Annotated in this window: 16 protein-coding genes; 9 read left to right on the forward strand and 7 right to left on the reverse strand. The window is 69.6% G+C overall.

Annotation, left to right across the window (positions count from 1 at the left end):
• The 5 genes from AC3A3H_RS04450 to AC3A3H_RS04470 all read left to right on the forward strand — a co-directional run.
• On the forward strand, positions 1-714 hold a 714-nt coding region (locus AC3A3H_RS04450; RefSeq protein ID WP_487613337.1), incomplete at its 5' end, for an alpha/beta fold hydrolase.
• A gap of 200 nt (positions 715-914) precedes the next feature.
• A complete protein-coding gene (gene rplJ, locus AC3A3H_RS04455; protein WP_369960998.1) occupies positions 915-1,430 on the forward strand; it encodes a 50S ribosomal protein L10 in 516 nt (171 codons plus the stop codon).
• A gap of 52 nt (positions 1,431-1,482) precedes the next feature.
• Positions 1,483-1,869, forward strand: a complete 387-nt coding sequence (gene rplL, locus AC3A3H_RS04460; RefSeq protein WP_487613338.1) for a 50S ribosomal protein L7/L12 — start codon at positions 1,483-1,485, stop codon at positions 1,867-1,869.
• A 239-nt stretch (positions 1,870-2,108) separates the two neighbouring features.
• Positions 2,109-2,246 (forward strand): hypothetical protein, encoded by a 138-nt coding sequence (locus tag AC3A3H_RS04465; protein ID WP_487613339.1) that lies wholly within the window; start codon positions 2,109-2,111, stop codon positions 2,244-2,246.
• A gap of 70 nt (positions 2,247-2,316) precedes the next feature.
• On the forward strand, positions 2,317-3,000 hold the full coding sequence (locus AC3A3H_RS04470; RefSeq protein WP_487613340.1) for a class I SAM-dependent DNA methyltransferase: 684 nt from the start codon (positions 2,317-2,319) through the stop codon (positions 2,998-3,000).
• Here AC3A3H_RS04470 and AC3A3H_RS04475 read toward each other — a convergent pair.
• Positions 2,952-4,403 (reverse strand): amino acid permease, encoded by a 1,452-nt coding sequence (locus AC3A3H_RS04475; protein ID WP_487613341.1) that lies wholly within the window; start codon positions 4,401-4,403, stop codon positions 2,952-2,954. The two genes, AC3A3H_RS04470 and AC3A3H_RS04475, sit on opposite strands and share 49 nt — an antisense overlap.
• Positions 4,404-4,467: 64 nt before the next feature.
• Here AC3A3H_RS04475 and AC3A3H_RS04480 point away from each other — a divergent pair, with 64 nt between their 5' ends.
• Together AC3A3H_RS04480 and AC3A3H_RS04485 are read left to right on the forward strand one after the other, a co-directional pair.
• Positions 4,468-4,965: a MarR family winged helix-turn-helix transcriptional regulator gene (locus tag AC3A3H_RS04480; protein WP_487613342.1), complete on the forward strand. Its 498-nt coding sequence runs from the start codon at positions 4,468-4,470 to the stop codon at positions 4,963-4,965.
• Between the two features lie 60 nt (positions 4,966-5,025).
• Positions 5,026-6,264 (forward strand): MFS transporter, encoded by a 1,239-nt coding sequence (locus AC3A3H_RS04485; RefSeq protein ID WP_487613343.1) that lies wholly within the window; start codon positions 5,026-5,028, stop codon positions 6,262-6,264.
• Positions 6,265-6,482: 218 nt separating this feature from the next.
• On the opposite strand, the gene AC3A3H_RS04490 is transcribed toward AC3A3H_RS04485, so the two are convergent.
• From AC3A3H_RS04490 to AC3A3H_RS04510, 5 genes are all read right to left on the reverse strand, one after another.
• Positions 6,483-7,490, reverse strand: a complete 1,008-nt coding sequence (locus AC3A3H_RS04490; RefSeq protein ID WP_487613344.1) for a LacI family DNA-binding transcriptional regulator — start codon at positions 7,488-7,490, stop codon at positions 6,483-6,485.
• Positions 7,491-7,500: 10 nt separating this feature from the next.
• Positions 7,501-7,737, reverse strand: a complete 237-nt coding sequence (locus AC3A3H_RS04495; protein WP_487613345.1) for a hypothetical protein — start codon at positions 7,735-7,737, stop codon at positions 7,501-7,503.
• 4 nt (positions 7,738-7,741) lie between these two features.
• Positions 7,742-8,656 (reverse strand): carbohydrate ABC transporter permease, encoded by a 915-nt coding sequence (locus AC3A3H_RS04500; protein ID WP_487613346.1) that lies wholly within the window; start codon positions 8,654-8,656, stop codon positions 7,742-7,744.
• Complete coding sequence (locus AC3A3H_RS04505; protein WP_487613347.1) at positions 8,656-9,687, reverse strand: carbohydrate ABC transporter permease; 1,032 nt, start codon at positions 9,685-9,687, stop codon at positions 8,656-8,658. Before AC3A3H_RS04505 ends, AC3A3H_RS04500 begins: the two co-directional genes overlap by 1 nt.
• An 82-nt stretch (positions 9,688-9,769) precedes the next feature.
• A complete protein-coding gene (locus AC3A3H_RS04510; RefSeq protein ID WP_487613348.1) occupies positions 9,770-11,056 on the reverse strand; it encodes an ABC transporter substrate-binding protein in 1,287 nt (428 codons plus the stop codon).
• A gap of 279 nt (positions 11,057-11,335) precedes the next feature.
• On the opposite strand from AC3A3H_RS04510, the gene AC3A3H_RS04515 reads away from it, so the two are divergent.
• Positions 11,336-13,213, forward strand: coding sequence for an ABC transporter ATP-binding protein (locus tag AC3A3H_RS04515; RefSeq protein ID WP_487613404.1), 1,878 nt, complete (start codon positions 11,336-11,338; stop codon positions 13,211-13,213).
• A 58-nt stretch (positions 13,214-13,271) separates the two neighbouring features.
• The gene (locus tag AC3A3H_RS04520; protein WP_487613349.1) at positions 13,272-14,516 is read left to right on the forward strand and encodes an Nramp family divalent metal transporter; all 1,245 of its coding nucleotides are present in this window, start codon (positions 13,272-13,274) and stop codon (positions 14,514-14,516) included.
• Positions 14,517-14,542: 26 nt separating this feature from the next.
• Here the strand turns inward: AC3A3H_RS04520 and AC3A3H_RS04525 are convergent, their stop codons facing one another.
• Positions 14,543-15,208, reverse strand: a complete 666-nt coding sequence (locus AC3A3H_RS04525; protein WP_487613350.1) for a metal-dependent transcriptional regulator — start codon at positions 15,206-15,208, stop codon at positions 14,543-14,545.
• Positions 15,209-15,308: the final 100 nt, after the last annotated feature.

The raw sequence follows: 15,308 nt of genomic DNA on the forward strand, positions 1-15,308 counted from the left end.
GACGCGCTGACCGAGCGCGTCATCGTCGGCGGTCCGGCGCGCACCCACCGCGTGCACGCTCTCGGCCGGCCCGCGCGGCTCGAACCCGGCGCGACGATGGCCGAGGTCGCGGGCCTCTACGCCGAGCTGCTGCGCGGCCGCTTCCGCACGCCCGCCGTGATCATGGGGGTGTCGACCGGAGCCAGCATCGCCCTCCAGCTCGCCGTCGACCATCCCGACCTCGTGGGCTCGCTCGTCGTGGCGGCGGGGGCGGCCGCGCTCGGGCGCGACGGCAGGGCCGTCCAGCGGCGCTACGCCGACCTGCTGAGCGCCGGCGACGCGGGCGCGACCGCCGAGCTCGCGCTGGCGACGATGGACGCCCCGCTGCTCGCGCCGGCCGTCCGGCTCGTGACCCGGCTGCTGCCCGGCCCGGCGGACCCCGTGGGTCTGCGCGCCCTGGTGGAGGCCGAGGACGGCTTCGACGTCCGCGACCGGCTGTCGCGGGTCTCCGCGCCCGCGCTGGTCGTCTCGGGGGGCCGCGACTTCTTCTACCCGCTGCCGCTCGCCGACGAGACCGTCCGCGGGCTCCCGCGCGCCACGCACGTCGTCTACCCGAACCGCTCGCACGCGGGCGTGCCGCTGCATCCCCGGTTCGCCCGCGACGTCGGCGCGTTCCTCCGCGCCTCCAGCTCGACGCCGGATTTGCGCGCCGGCCGCCCCATCACGTACCCTTGACGAAGCCAAAGACCGCTGGTCGAACGTGCATGCACGTTGAGAAGATCCACTCAGGTGGGCGCCCGCGCAGGTGTGTGAAGTGATTCCCGCAGTTTTCTGCGAGTCGAGCTCCGTGCCCCGCGCCGGAGCTTTTTTCTTTGCCCCGCGGTCGAGGCGCACACCGCTCCCGCGGTGTGCATGAAGACAACCGAGGAGTAGCCATGGCGAACAAGGAAGCCACGGTCGCCGAGCTCGAAGGACTGTTCGAGAGCTCGACCGCCGTTCTGCTGACCGAGTACCGCGGTCTCACTGTTGCTCAGCTCAAGACGCTGCGCAAGTCCATCAGTGAGCACGCGACGTACGCCGTGGTGAAGAACACGCTGACCAAGATCGCGGCCAACAACCAGGGAATCTCGTCGTTCGACGAGGAACTGGTCGGGCCGTCCGCGATCGCGTTCGTGCACGGCGACCCCGTCGCCGTCGCGAAGGCTCTGCGCGACTTCACCAAGGCAAACCCTCTGCTGGTGGTCAAGGGCGGTTACTTCGACGGTAACCCGCTGACCGCAGAAGAGGTAGGCAAGCTCGCCGACCTCGAGTCCCGTGAGGTTCTGCTGGCCAAGCTGGCCGGCGCCTTCAAGGCCTCGCTGTTCGGAGCCGCATATCTGTTCAACGCACCGCTGTCGAAGGCCGTTCGCACGGTCGACGCGCTGCGTGAGAAGCAGGAGTCCGCTGCCTAAGTCCTCCCGGGCTTACAAGCGGTGAGTAACCACACACACTAAGGAGAAAATCATGGCAAAGCTGTCGACTGAGGAGCTGCTCGACGCGTTCAAGGAGCTCACGCTCATTGAGCTCAGCGAGTTCGTGAAGAAGTTCGAGGAGACCTTCGAGGTCACCGCCGCCGCCCCCGTCGCCGTTGCTGCGGCCGGTGCCGGCGCTGCCGCCCCCGTGGAAGAGGTCGAGGAGAAGGACTCCTTCGACGTCGTCCTCGAGGCCGCTGGTGAGAAGAAGATCCAGGTCATCAAGGAGGTGCGCGCCCTCACCAGCCTCGGCCTCGGTGAGGCGAAGGCCCTCGTTGACGGCGCACCGAGCACCGTGCTCGAGGGCGCCAACAAGGAGACCGCCGAGAAGGCGAAGGCTCAGCTCGAAGAGGCTGGCGCCACCGTCAACCTCAAGTAGTCGACGCCCCATCGGGGCTTCTTCTACCGCAGGCTGACACAGCCACGCGACGCGGACTCCTTCTGTAACAGAGTGTTCCGCGTTGTGGAGGGCGTCGCCCCCGTAACGGGGCGGCGCCCTCCGTGGTTTAAGCCACGAAGGCCGGCCGCGACGCGGACGCTCGACCCACCAGAGCGTCCGATCGCGCCTGCCCGCGTGCATCGGTGTGCAAGGACGCACGACCGGAAGAAGAAACCACGATGAATACCTGGCGCACGTTCGCCTCCACCCTGCGCGGGCTCGGGTCCGCGCTCCTGTTCGGTGACGACCGCGACAGCGGCGCCCACCCGCCGGATCTGTGCCGCAGGACCCTCCTGTACGACCGGTACCTGCGGTAGACCCGAACCCATATGAAACGCCCCCGTCCGCGCGGACGGGGGCGTTTCCGCGTCCACTAGGGTCGGACGGATGGACAGTGAGAGCGAGGCGCGCACCGCCTACGACCTGGTGGCCGAGGACTACGCGGCGCTGCTGGAGGGCGAGCTCGCGACGGTGCCGCTAGAGCGGGCGATGCTCACCGCATTCGCCGAACAGGTCGCGTCCGACGGCGGCGGCGCGGTGGCCGACCTGGGCTGCGGCCCCGGCCGGGTGTCCGGCTTCCTGGCCGGCATCGGGGTGGACGTGCGCGGCGTCGACCTGTCGCCCGGGATGATCGAGGTCGCCCGGCGCGACCACCCGGGCATCCCGTTCGAGGTGGCGTCGATGGTGGCGCTGCCGTTCCGGGACGGCGAGCTCGCCGGCGCGCTGGCCTGGTACTCGATCATCCACATCCCGCAGGACCGGCAGGACGCCGTCTTCGCCGAGTTCGCGCGCGTGCTGCGACCGGGAGGCCGGCTGCTGCTCGGCTTCCAAGTGAGCGAGAGCGGCGACGAGGATGTCGTGCACCTCACCCAGGCCTACGGCCACGAGCTCGACCTGCGCACGCGGCGCCAGTCGCCGGCGCGCGTGACGGAGCGGCTGGCGGCCGCGGGCTTCACGCTGACGGCCGAGCTGACCCGCGAGCCGGTCGCGCCGGAGAAGTCGCGCCAGGCGTTCCTGCTGGCTCAGCGCAGAGCGGACTCGTCCTCGGAGGCCACGGCCCCGGCCTCCTGAGCGGTGTGCGCCCGCACGCGGCCGCGCACCAGGTACCAGCCGCCGACGAGCAGCGGCACGATGACGACGACCGCCGTGCCGACCGTGATGGTGCCCGTCGGCCAGTCGAGCAGGATCAGCACGCCGACGAGCCCGAGGAAGCCGAGCGTCAGATAGCTAGTGAACGGCGCCCCCGGCATCCGGAACGACGGCCGGGTGAGCCGCCCCGCCGCGGCCAGGGACTGCAGCTTGAGCTGGCAGATCACGATCACCGCCCAGGTCCAGAGCAGCCCGATGGAGGTCAGGTTGATCCCGATCTCGAACGCCTCGCCCGGCATGACCAGGTTCAGTCCGACACCGGCCAGGGCGACGACGCCGGTGATGAGGATGCCGCCGTACGGCACCCCGGCCCTGTTCATCCGGAGCGCGAACCGGGGCGCCGCGCCGCGCAGGGCCAGCGCGCGGGCGATCCGGCCGGTCGAGTAGAGGCCGGCGTTGAGCGACGAGAGCGCCGCGGTCAGCACGACGAGGTTCATGATCGCGTCGGCGCCGTCCACTCCGATCGAGGAGAAGAACGTGACGAACGGGCTCTGGTCCTTGCGGAACGCGGTGTACGGGAGCAGAAGCGAGAGAAGCAGCACGGAGCCCACGTAGAACAGCAGGATCCGCACCAGGATCGTGTTGATCGCGCGCGGCATCGTCTTCTGCGGGTCCTCGGTCTCGCCCGCGGCGGTGCCGATCAGCTCGATCGCACCGTAGGCGAAGACCACGCCCTGGACGACGAGGATCAGCGGCATCAGCCCGTTCGGGAAGAGGCCGCCGTTGTCGGCGAGCAGCGCGAAGCCCGGCGTGCGGCCGTCCACCGGGGTGCCGAAGACGACGAAGGCGATGCCGATCACGAGGAAGGCGACGAGCGCGACCACTTTGATCAGCGCGAACCAGAACTCCAGCTCGCCGAACACCTTCACCGAGAGCAGGTTGAGGAGCAGGACCACCGCCAGGGCGATCAGGGCGAAGATCCACTGCGGGATCTCGCCGAGCACCGGGACGTACTTGCCGAAGAAGTGCATGTACAGGGCGACAGCGGTCACGTCGACGATGCCGATCATGCCCCAGTACATCCAGTACATCCAGCCGGTCACGAAGGCGAGCTTCTCCCCGTAGAACTCGCGCGCGTAGGACACGAACGATCCGGAGTCCGGCCGGTGCAGGACGAGCTCGCCGAGCGCGCGGAGGATCAGGTAGGCGAAGACGCCGCAGATCGCGTAGACGACGAGCAGCCCGGGGCCGCCGGAGGCGAGGCGGCCGCCGGCGCCGAGGAACAGCCCGGTGCCGATCGCGCCGCCGATCGCGATCATCTGGATGTGCCGTCGCTTGAGGCCCTTGTGATACGTGCCGTCGCCGGCCGGGTCGGGGGAGGTCATCCGGCGATTCAACCAGCGACCGGCCGACTTGATTTATATAGGCTAGCTATATAAAATGGCTGTCGTGACCGAGACCCTGCACTCCCAGCCCCGCACCGCCGAGCCCGACACCGCCCAGCTCCGCCAGACCCTCGGCGACCTCGTCGTCGCGGCCCACCGGCTCACCCGGCTGGCCGCGCGCGTCACGGGCAGCACCGAGTCCCCGGCGACCTGGCGCACGCTCAGCGTGCTGCAGGCGTTCGGCGCGATGCGGCTCGGCGAGCTCGCCTCCCAGAGCCGGGTCTCGCAGCCCACGATGACCAAGCTCGTCCGCAACCTGGTCGAGGCGGAGTGGGTCAAGCGCATCGCCGACGTCGACGACGCCCGCGCCTGGCAGATCGCGATCACGCCCACGGGCGCCGCCGCGCTCCAGGATTGGCGCGACACTCTGTCCGACGCGCTCGTGCCGATGTTCGCCGGCCTCCGGGACGACGAGCTCGCCGCCATGCGGGCCACCGTCGAGGTCATCGCGTCGCGCGTCGATCTGTCGACGGCAGCCTCCGCCGCGGTCGACGGCCACTAGCCCGATTCACCTCTCCGTTCACTTTCACTCACCAGCAGCCCAAGGAGGCCTCACCCTTCCATGTCCCACCAGAAGCCGGACAACATCCTCAACCAGCCGACCGCCGTCTGGGCGGTCGCGTTCGCGTCGGTCATCGCCTTCATGGGCATCGGCCTCGTCGACCCGATCCTCCCGGCGATCGCCGCGAGCCTGCAGGCGACTCCGACGCAGACCGAGATGCTCTTCACGAGCTACCTGCTGATCACGGGTGTCGCGATGTTCTTCACGAGCTGGATCTCCAGCCGGATCGGCGCCAAGCGCACCCTCCTGATCGGCCTCGCGCTGATCGTGGTGTTCGCCCTGGCGGCCGGGCTGTCGCAGAACGTGGCCTCGATCATCGGCTTCCGGGCGGGCTGGGGCCTCGGCAACGCGCTGTTCATCTCGACGGCGCTGGCGACCATCGTCGGCGCCGCGGCGGGCGGCACCTCGGCGGCGATCATCCTCTACGAGGCGGCGCTCGGGCTCGGCATCGCCATCGGCCCCCTGCTCGGCGGCCTGCTCGGCAGCTGGAGCTGGCGCGGACCGTTCTTCGGCACGGCGACGCTGATGGCGATCGGCTTCATCGCGATCGTCGTCATGCTCAAGAAGAACCAGGAGAAGCCAGCGCCGACGACGCTGTCCGCCCCGTTCCGCGCCCTCGGCCGGCCCGCGCTCGGCTTCCTGGCTGCGGCGGCGCTGTTCTACAACATCGGCTTCTTCGTGCTGCTGGCGTACACGCCCTTCGCCCTGGCGGACCTCGGCATCACCGATGCGATCACGCTCGGCCTGATCTTCTTCGGCTGGGGCCTCGCGCTCGCGGTCACTTCGGTCCTGGTCGCCCCGCTGCTCACGGCGCGGCTGCCGCGCACCCGGGTGCTGTGGCTGATCATGCCGCTGCTCGCGCTCGACCTCGCGGTGGCCGGCCTCCTGGTTGGCTCTATCGTCGCGCTAATCGTCTGCGTGATCGTGGGCGGCCTGCTGCTCGGCATCCTGAACACCGTGCTGACCGAGAGCGTGATGGAGGCCACGGACCTGCCGCGCTCCGTCGCGTCGAGCGCCTACTCCGGCGTCCGGTTCCTCGGCGGTGCGATCGCCCCGCCCGCGGCCACCCTGCTCGCGGGTGTGTTCGCCCGGTCGACCCCCTTCTACGCCGGTGCGATCTCGGTCCTGATCGCCGCCGCCCTGATCGTGCTCGGCCACAAGCACCTCAAGCGCGTCGACGCCCCGCACGAGACGCGTGAGCAGGAGGCGGAGGTCCTGGCGCTGGCGGACGCCGACTGATCCCGCAGGCCGTCGAGCGCTGAACCGGTTCAAACGACGAAGAGCCGCCCTGTCCTAGTCAGGGCGGCTCTTCCCGTACGCGAGGCGTACGGACGGGCAGTCGGCGGTCGATCGTGCCTACCCGAAAGGCGCGATCGGCCAACGGCCGCGTGACCTATTGTTTCAGATCCGCGGACTCCGATCGTTCATATTCGCAAAGAGTCGCGTAAATCGCCGATTCATCGCGGCGGCGCGGTCGAAGTGCGCACCACGAGGTGTGCCGCCGACCGCACGGATCCGGCCTTGGGCTCGCCGCCGCCCAGCTCGTCGAGCAGGATCCGCGTCGCCGTCGCACCCTGCTCGAACGGGCTCTGCGCCATCGTCGTCAGCCCGAACGACTTCGAGTAGTCGTGATCGTCGATGCCGATGACCGAGAGGTCGTCCGGCACCCGGAGCCCATGGTCGGCCGCGGCCAGCATCGCGCCCATCGCCATCTCGTCGGAGCCGGCGAAGACCGCCGTCGGCCGCGGGCCCGGCCGGTCGAGCAGCCGGTTCGTCGCCGCCCGGCCCTCGGGGAGGGAGAACCCGCCGGGGATGACCCACTCCTGGCGCACGGCCAGGTGCGCGGAATGCATGGCCTTCTCGAAGCCGCGCAGCCTGCCGGTCGGGACGTTGCTGTTGAGGCCCTCCTCGTCCTCGCCGCCCAGGTGCGCGATCTCGGTGTGGCCGAGCCCGATCAGGTGGTTCGTCGCCTCCCGGGCCGTGGCCTTCTCGTCGATCCCGACGCTGCGCAGCCCCTTCACCGGGCCGCCGACGACGATCGTCGGGTGGCCGAGCGACGCGAGCTGCTCGCGCTCGTCCTGCGTGAAGTCGAGGCACAGCGCCAGCAGGGCGTCCGTGCGCTTGCGGAGGATGCTGCGGTGGAAGACGCGCTCCCGGTCGCCGCGGTGGCCGCCCAGATTGAAGAGGATCATGTCGTAGCTGGCCGAGCGCAGCTCGGCGTCGACGCCCTCCAGCACCTGCGTGTAGAACCAGCGGCTCACCGACGGGACGACGACGCCGAGCGCGAGCGTGCGCCCGCTGGCGAGGCCCGACGCGCTCGACGACGCGACGTAGCCGAGCTCGTCGGCTGCGCGGCGCACGGCCGCGCGGGTCGTGTCCGAGACGTTGGGGAGCCCCCGGAGCGCCCGCGAGACCGTCGCAGTGGAGACCCCGGTCGCGCGCGCGACCTCCTCGATGCCTGCCATGCTGCCCCCGTCAGGAGTCCTGGCCCGCTCGTGCCTCCTCCGCCCGCAGACGCGACGCCTGGATACGGCGCCGCGCCTGCAGCAGAGCGATGAAGACGATCACGAGCACGAGCGAGACCAGCGCCCAGGTGAGCGCGGGCTGGCCGGTGAGCTCGCAGACCGCCGTGATGATCACGAAGGCGACCGCGAAGAAGCCGACGAACCCCAGTCCGAGGTCGACGAGCTCCTTCGGGTCGTTCCTGCGCATCCGCTCAGCCCTTCACTCCACCGGCCGTGAGGCCCGCGACGATCCGGCGCTGGAAGATCAGCACCAGGATGATGAGCGGGACGGTCACGATCGTACCGGCTGCCATGATGGCGGTGTACGGCTCCTGGTGCGGCTGGCTCCCCGTGAACGAGGCGATGGCCACCGTCACCGGCTGCGTCGCGTCGCTTGAGAGCTGGCTGGAGATCAGGAACTCGTTCCACGAGGAGATGAACGCCAGGATCGCGGTCGTGAACACGGCGGGCGCCGCCAGCGGCAGGATGATCTTGCGGAACGCCTGCGCCTGCGTGCACCCGTCGATCCGTGCGGCCTCCTCCAGGTCCCACGGCATCTCGCGGAAGAACGACACGAGCGTGTAGACCGTCAGCGGGAGGGCGAAGGAGATCTCCGGGATGATCAGCGCCTGGTAGGTGCCCATCCACCCGATGTTCGTGAACAGCTGGAACAGCGGGGTGATGAGCGCGACGCCCGGGAACATCGACGCGGCCAGGATGACGCCGAGGATGATGCCCTTGAACTTGAACTCCAGGCGGGCCGACGCGTACGCGGCGAAGATGCCGACCACCAGCGAGATGATCGTCACGCACACGCCGATGAACAGCGAGTTCAGCAGCGCGCCGGGAAGGTTGTTGCCGAGCTTCGTCGACAGCGCTGTCGCGTAGTTGTCCCAGGTGAAGTGCGTGAACCACGGGGTGTTGTCGTTGGTGTAGCCGACGTCGCGGAACGACGTCACGACCATCCAGTAGAACGGCAGCAGACACCAGAGCACGACGACCAGCGCCTGCACCATCGTGCGGATGTTCTGGTTGCGGTTGCGCGACTTGCTGCGGTTCTTCGTGCGGGTGCGGGGGAGGGCGTTCGCCTCCGAGGTGGCCGATGCGGGCCCGGCGACGGTGGTCATTACTTCGCTCCCTTCGCTTGCGTCTCCTGCGTTCGCACCACGTTCGTGCCGAGGAACCGCACGAAGATGAAGGCGACCAGGAAGATCAGGATGAACGTGATGGTGGAGAGGGCGGCAGCGCTGTTGAAGCCCTGCCTGATCTGATCGACCACGAGGATGGACAGCGTCGTCGTCGCATGGCCGGTTCCGCCTCCGCCGCCGGTGAGGATCTGCGGCAGGTCGTAGATGCGCAGCGCGTCGAGCACGCGGAACAGGATCGCGACCATCAGCGCCGGCTTCAGCAGCGGCATCGTGACGCGCCAGAAGCGCTGCCAGGTGCTCGCGCCGTCCATCTTCGCCGCCTCGTAGACGTCCTCCGGGATGATCTGGAGGCCGGCCAGGATGAGCAGCGCCATGAACGGCGTCGTCTTCCAGGTGTCGGCGATGATGACCGCGAACCGGGATGCCCACTCGTCGCTCGTCCAGAGGATGTGCGCGTTGAGCACGGCGTTGGCGACACCGGCGACCGAGAAGATGAAGAACCACAGCTTCGCGGTGACGGCGGTGGGGATCGCCCACGGGATCAGGATGGCCGCGCGGACGAAGCCGCGGCCGCGGAAGGCGCGGTTCATGATCAGCGCGAACCAGAGGCCGAGGGCCGTCTCCAGGATCACGGTGGTGACCGTGAAGAAGAAGGTGACCCCGACCGCGCTCCAGAACGTGGAGCCGAGGTTGCCCGGCGGGCACGAGATCGTCGTGCCGTTCGGTCCCTGGCACTGCTGGAACAGCCAGTGCGCGTAGTTCTGGAATCCGGCGAAGCCGCCCTGCACGAACAGGCCGGTAGCGGGGTCGAGGCCCGCGTCCTTCTGGAACGACATCACGACGGCGCTGACGATCGGGTAGCCGATGACGATGGCCAGCAGGATCAGTGTCGGGAGGATGAGGTAGAGCGCCCAGCGGCTCTGCTGGCGGCGGGTGTGCTTGACTCCGGCGCGCTGCTCAGGCGGCCTGTTCTTCGTTGATGAGGGGGCGACGACGTTCGACGTTGACATGTGCTGCCTCCGGGAGGAAGGGGGGAAGTGTAGGGAGCCGGGCGGCGGGAGAGGTCCCGCCGCCCGGCGACCGTGCTGGGCCTTACTGGCCCGAACTCGCGGTCTTGATGGCCGCTGCCATGTCCTTCAACGCCTGGTCTACCGACTTGTCACCCTTGAGGGCGGCGTAGGAGTTGTCCTGAACGGCCTTGGTGATGGCCGGGTAGAACGGCGAGACGGGACGCGGGACCGCGTTCTCGATCGACGTCTTCAGGGTGGACAGGTAGGGCAGCTGGCTGTTCAGGCCGGCGTCGTCGTACAGCGAGCTGAGCACCGGCGCGAGCGAGCCCTGGGTCACGAAGAACTTCTGGGTCTCTTCGCTCTGCAGGAACTTGAGGAACGCGAACGCGGTCGCCTTGTGCTTGCTGTAGACGCTGATGGCGGCGTTGTGACCGCCCAGGCTGGACACGCCCGGCTTGTCCGCAGTGACGCCCGGCAGCGGTGCGATGCCGAAGGTGTCCTTCACCGTCGACGAGCCGTCGGTCTTGGCCAGGTTGTAGACGTACGGCCAGTTGCGCAGGAACATCAGCTTGCCGGCCTCGAACGCCTGGCGGCCCTGCTCCTCCTGGTAGGTGATGGCCTCGGCCGGGATCTGGCCGTTCTTGAAGCCGTCCACCAGGCGGGACAGACCCGCGTTGGCCTCGGAGCTGTCGACCGTGACGGTCTTGCCGTCGTCACCGACGATGGTGCCGCCGTTGGTGTTGATGGCCTCCGCCACGTTCACCGTCAGACCCTCGTACTGGGCGAACTGACCGGCGTAGCAGCCGATGCCCTTCGCCTTGGCGATGTCGCAGTCCTTGAGCATGTCGTCCCAGGTCTTGGGAGGCGTGGAGACGAGGTCCTTGCGGTAGTACAGGATGCCGCCGTCGGACGTCTGCGGCGCCGCGTACTGCGTGCCGTTGTAGGTGCCCGACTTGACCGTCGGGGCGAGCAGCTTCGAGTTGTCCATCTTCAGGTTGCCGGTGAGCGGCTGCAGCCAGCCCTTCGCGGCGAATTCACCCGTCCACACGACGTCGACATCGACCACGTCGTAGTTGGGGTCCTTCGCCTGGAAGTGCTGCACGAGGTCGTCGTGCTGCTGGTCGGCCTGGTCGGTCTGCTCCTTGAAGGTGACCTTCTCGCTGGGGTGTGCTGCGTTCCACTTGTCGATCAGGGGACGGACGACGTTGGAGTTGTCCTTGCCCTGCACGTACGTGATGGGGCCCTTGCTGTCGAGGTTCGCGTTGGCGTCTCCGCCCCCGCTGCCTCCTGAACCGCCGCCGGTGCATCCCGCAAGGGCGAGGCCCGCGAGGGCGACCCCTGCGATCACGGAGAGACGTGCTGCTTTCATTTCACTCCTCATTGAGCTGTTGGTGCTCCTGTCGAGCGCAGTGCTCTTGGTGCAGGCGCGGGTTGCGCCGACGCTCAAGGTACTCTGGGGGGCCGATCGAGTGCAAGCGTTTACGTCAAGCGCTTGCATTGCGATTCGGTCACGGCGGCGTCTACCCGCGGGCGGGGGGACGGGACAGATGGCGCGGGATTCCGCGGTTCCGCGCGGGGTTCCTCCGAGGGCGTAACGGGCTCGGCGCCTGCGCTTCCGGCCGGGACGTAGGCTTTCCGTGTGAGCGGGATGCGCGGCATGGGCGGTGGCGGTGGCGCCATGCGCTCGCGGGTCAGCGGCGGAGACGCGGCGGCGCAGCGGGCGCTGAACTCGGAGGCTCCGCGGATCCCGCACCTGCTCCGCCGGATCGTGTCGCTGTTCGCGCCGTACCGGGGCCCGATCATCACGACGATGGTGCTGGTGCTCATCGGCGCGGCGCTCTCCGTCGTCCCGCCGCTGCTCACCCAGCGCGCCTTCGACCACGGCCTCTTCCCGCCGTCCGGGGAGCCGGACCTGCCCGTGCTGATCGAGATCGTCGTCCTGATGATCGTCGTGTTCGTGGGGTCGGCGCTGCTGGGCGTCTGGCAGACCTACCTGACCTCCTCGGTCGGCAACCGGGTGATGGGGGCGCTGCGGGTGCGGCTGTTCTCGCACCTGCAGTCGATGGAGCTCAGCTTCTTCACCAAGACCAAGACCGGCATCATCCAGTCCCGGTTGCAGAACGACGTCGGCGGCGTCGCCAACGTGCTCACCAACACGATGTCGAGCATCCTCGGCAACACGGTCACCGTGATCGCCGCCTTGGTGGCCATGCTGCTGCTCAACTGGCAGCTGACGATCGTCGCGGTCATCCTGATGCCCATCCTGGTGATCGCCCAGCGCCGGGTCGGCCAGGTGCGCGCACGGATCGCGACCAGGACGCAGGAGTCGCTGTCGGACATGACCGCGATCACCCAGGAGACGCTGAGCGTGTCCGGCATCCTGCTCTCCAAGAGCTTCAACCGCCAGCAGGCCGAGATCGAGCGCTACTCGGACGAGAACCGCACCCAGATCCGGCTGCAGGTGTCGCAGTCGATGAGCGGGCAGTGGTTCTTCGCGATGGTGAACATCTTCCTGTCCTCCATCCCCGCGATCGTCTATCTCGTCTCCGGCTGGCTCATCCACGGCGGGACGACGGACATCACCGCCGGCACGATCGTCGCGTTCACGACGGTCCAGGCGCGGCTGCTCTTCCCGCTGCTCGCGCTCATGCGCGTGGCGCTCGACCTGCAGACCTCCGGCGCCCTGTTCGCACGGATCTTCGAGTACCTCGACCTGAAGCCCGCCATCGCCGACCGGCCGGAGGCGGCGCCGGTCGACCCGGGCCGCTACCTCGGCCGGATCGAGTTCGACCACGTCGTCTTCCGCTACCCCGACGCCCGGCCGGGGGAGCGCAACACCCTCGACGACGTGTCGTTCGTGATCGAGCCGGGCGAGTTCGCCGCGTTCGTCGGGCCGAGCGGCGCGGGCAAGACCACCGTGAGCTACCTCATCCCGCGCTTCTACGACACGACCTCGGGACGCATCCTGTTCGGCGACACCGACCTGCGCGACCTGCAGCAGGACTCGCTGGTGTCGCACATCGGGGTGGTGAGCCAGGAGACCTACCTGTTCCACGCGACCATCGCCGAGAACCTGCGCTATGCGCGGCCCGGCGCGACGCAGGAGGAGCTGGAGGCCGCGGCGCAGCGCGCGAACATCCACGAGACCATCGTCGGCTTCCCGGACGGCTACGACACCGTGGTCGGGGAGCGCGGCTACCGGCTGTCCGGCGGCGAGAAGCAGCGGATCGCGATCGCGCGGGTGCTGCTGAAGGACCCGGAGGTGCTCATCCTCGACGAGGCGACGAGCGCACTCGACACCATCTCGGAGCGGGTGGTGCAGCAGGCGCTCGACACGGCCTCCCGCGGGCGCACGACCATCGCGATCGCGCACCGGCTGTCGACCATCGTCGCCGCCGACGTCATCTTCGTGATCGACCACGGCCAGGTGGTCGAGCGCGGGACGCACCGCGAACTGCTGGAGGTCGGCGGCGTCTACGCGCGGCTCTACCGCGAGCAGACCGAGACGGCGCTCCTGGAGGACTGACCTCGTCCTGCCGCCGCCGCGATGTTAGACTCGCCTAACATTCGGATCAGCGGAGGCGATGATGGCGCTGAAGGTCGTGGAGCAGCCCGCGCGCTCCCGACTGCGCCTGTGGTTCCTGCTCGGCCCGGCGTTCGTGGCGTCGATCGCGTACGTCGACCCGGGCAACGTCGCCGCCAACCTGACCGCCGGCGCACGCTACGGCTACCTCCTGGTCTGGGTGCTCGTCGCCGCCAACGCGATCGCGGTGTTCGTGCAGCACCAGTCCGCGAAGCTCGGGATCGTCACCGGCCGCAGCCTCCCCGAGCTGCTCGGCGCGCGGCTCGGCAACGGACCCCGGCGCGCCTACTGGGTGCAGGCCGAGCTGGTCGCGGCCGCGACCGACATCGCCGAGGTCATCGGCGGGGCGATCGCGCTGAATCTGCTGTTCGGCCTCCCGCTGCCGCTGGGCGGGCTCATCGTCGGCGTGGCTGCCATCGCCCTGCTGGCCGTGCAGACCCGGCGCGGGCAGCGGCCGTTCGAGGCGGTCATCCTGGTGCTGCTCGGCGTCATCGCCGTCGGCTTCCTGGCCGGGCTCGTCGTCAGCCCGGTGGATTGGAGGGCGGCGGCCGGGGGACTGGTGCCCCGCTTCGACGGCGCACCGACCGTGCTGCTGGCCGCGAGCATGCTCGGGGCCACGGTCATGCCGCACGCGATCTACCTGCACTCCGCGCTCGCCCGCGACCGGCACGGCGTCAGCAGTGACGAGGGGCGGACGCGCACCCTCCTGCGCGCGACGCGGCTCGACGTCGTGCTCGCCCTCCTGCTCGCCGGGGCCGTCAACATCGCGATGCTGCTGCTCGCCGCCTCGGCCCTGCCGGGAGTCCCCGGCACCGACACCATCGAGGGGGCGCACGCCGCGATCAGTGCGGCGCTCGGCCCGGCGATCGGGGTGATCTTCGCGATCGGGCTGCTGGCGTCCGGGCTGGCGTCGACCTCGGTCGGGAGCTACGCGGGGGCGGCGATCATGAGCGGCCTGCTGCACGTGCGGGTGCCACTGCTGGCCCGGCGGGTGGTGACGCTCATCCCGGCCGTGATCATCCTCGCCCTCGGCGTCGACCCGACCTGGGCGCTGGTGCTGTCGCAGGTCTTCCTGAGCCTCGGCATCCCGTTCGCGATGATCCCGCTGCTGCGGCTCACGGGGTCGCGCGCCGTGATGGGCGACCGGGCCGACGCCCGGTGGGTGCGCGTGCTCGGCGGGGCCGTGGCGGGGCTGGTGGTCGCGCTGAACCTCACGCTCGTGGTGCTGACGGTGATGCCGGGCTGAGCCCGTCAGCCGGCGACGCTGACCGGTCAGCCGGCCACCCAGACGGCAGCCGCCGCCGTCGCGCCCAGGACGACCGCCGCGCCGTCGAGGCGCACGGTCACGTCGCCCGCGAACGCGCGGTGCTCGTCGATCGTGAGCACGGCGTCCAGGCCGATGCCGCGCTCGCCGAGGTAGCGCAGGACGGCCGGATCGGCGTCGGAGATGCGCACGACGCTGAGCGGGACCCCGGTGCCGGCGTCCAGCAACGGCACGGCCTCCGGTCGTCTGGGTGTGCCGTCGGCGGTCGGGATGGGGTCGCCGTGCGGATCGCGGGCCGGGTAGCCGAGCCGGCGGTCGATGCGGTCGACGAGCGCGTCGGAGACGGCGTGCTCCAGCACCTCGGCCTCGTCGTGGACCTCGTCCCAGCCGTAGCCGAGCTCCTCCACCAGGAAGGTCTCGATCAGCCGGTGCCTGCGCACCATCGCGACCGCCCCGCGGCGGCCGTCGTCGGTCAGCTCGATCGCGCCGTACGGCTCGTGCACGACCAGCCCCTGGTCGGCGAGCCTCCGGATGCCGTCGGACACGGTCGCCGCCCGCACGCCCATCCGCTCGGAGAGCTGTTTGACGGTGATCGGATCGCCGGACCACTCGGTCGCCGACCAGATCAGCTTCAGGTAGTCCTGAGCCACGGGCGAGAGATCGGACACGGGCATGGGTGAAGTCTAGGCGGCGGGTCCGAGCGCGGATGAGCCGCCGGCGCGCATGAGCGCGTAACGCAACAGGGCACCTCCGCGAGCGCCCTGTTACGGTGGA

Source organism: Leifsonia sp. Soil_N53, assembly GCF_057655165.1.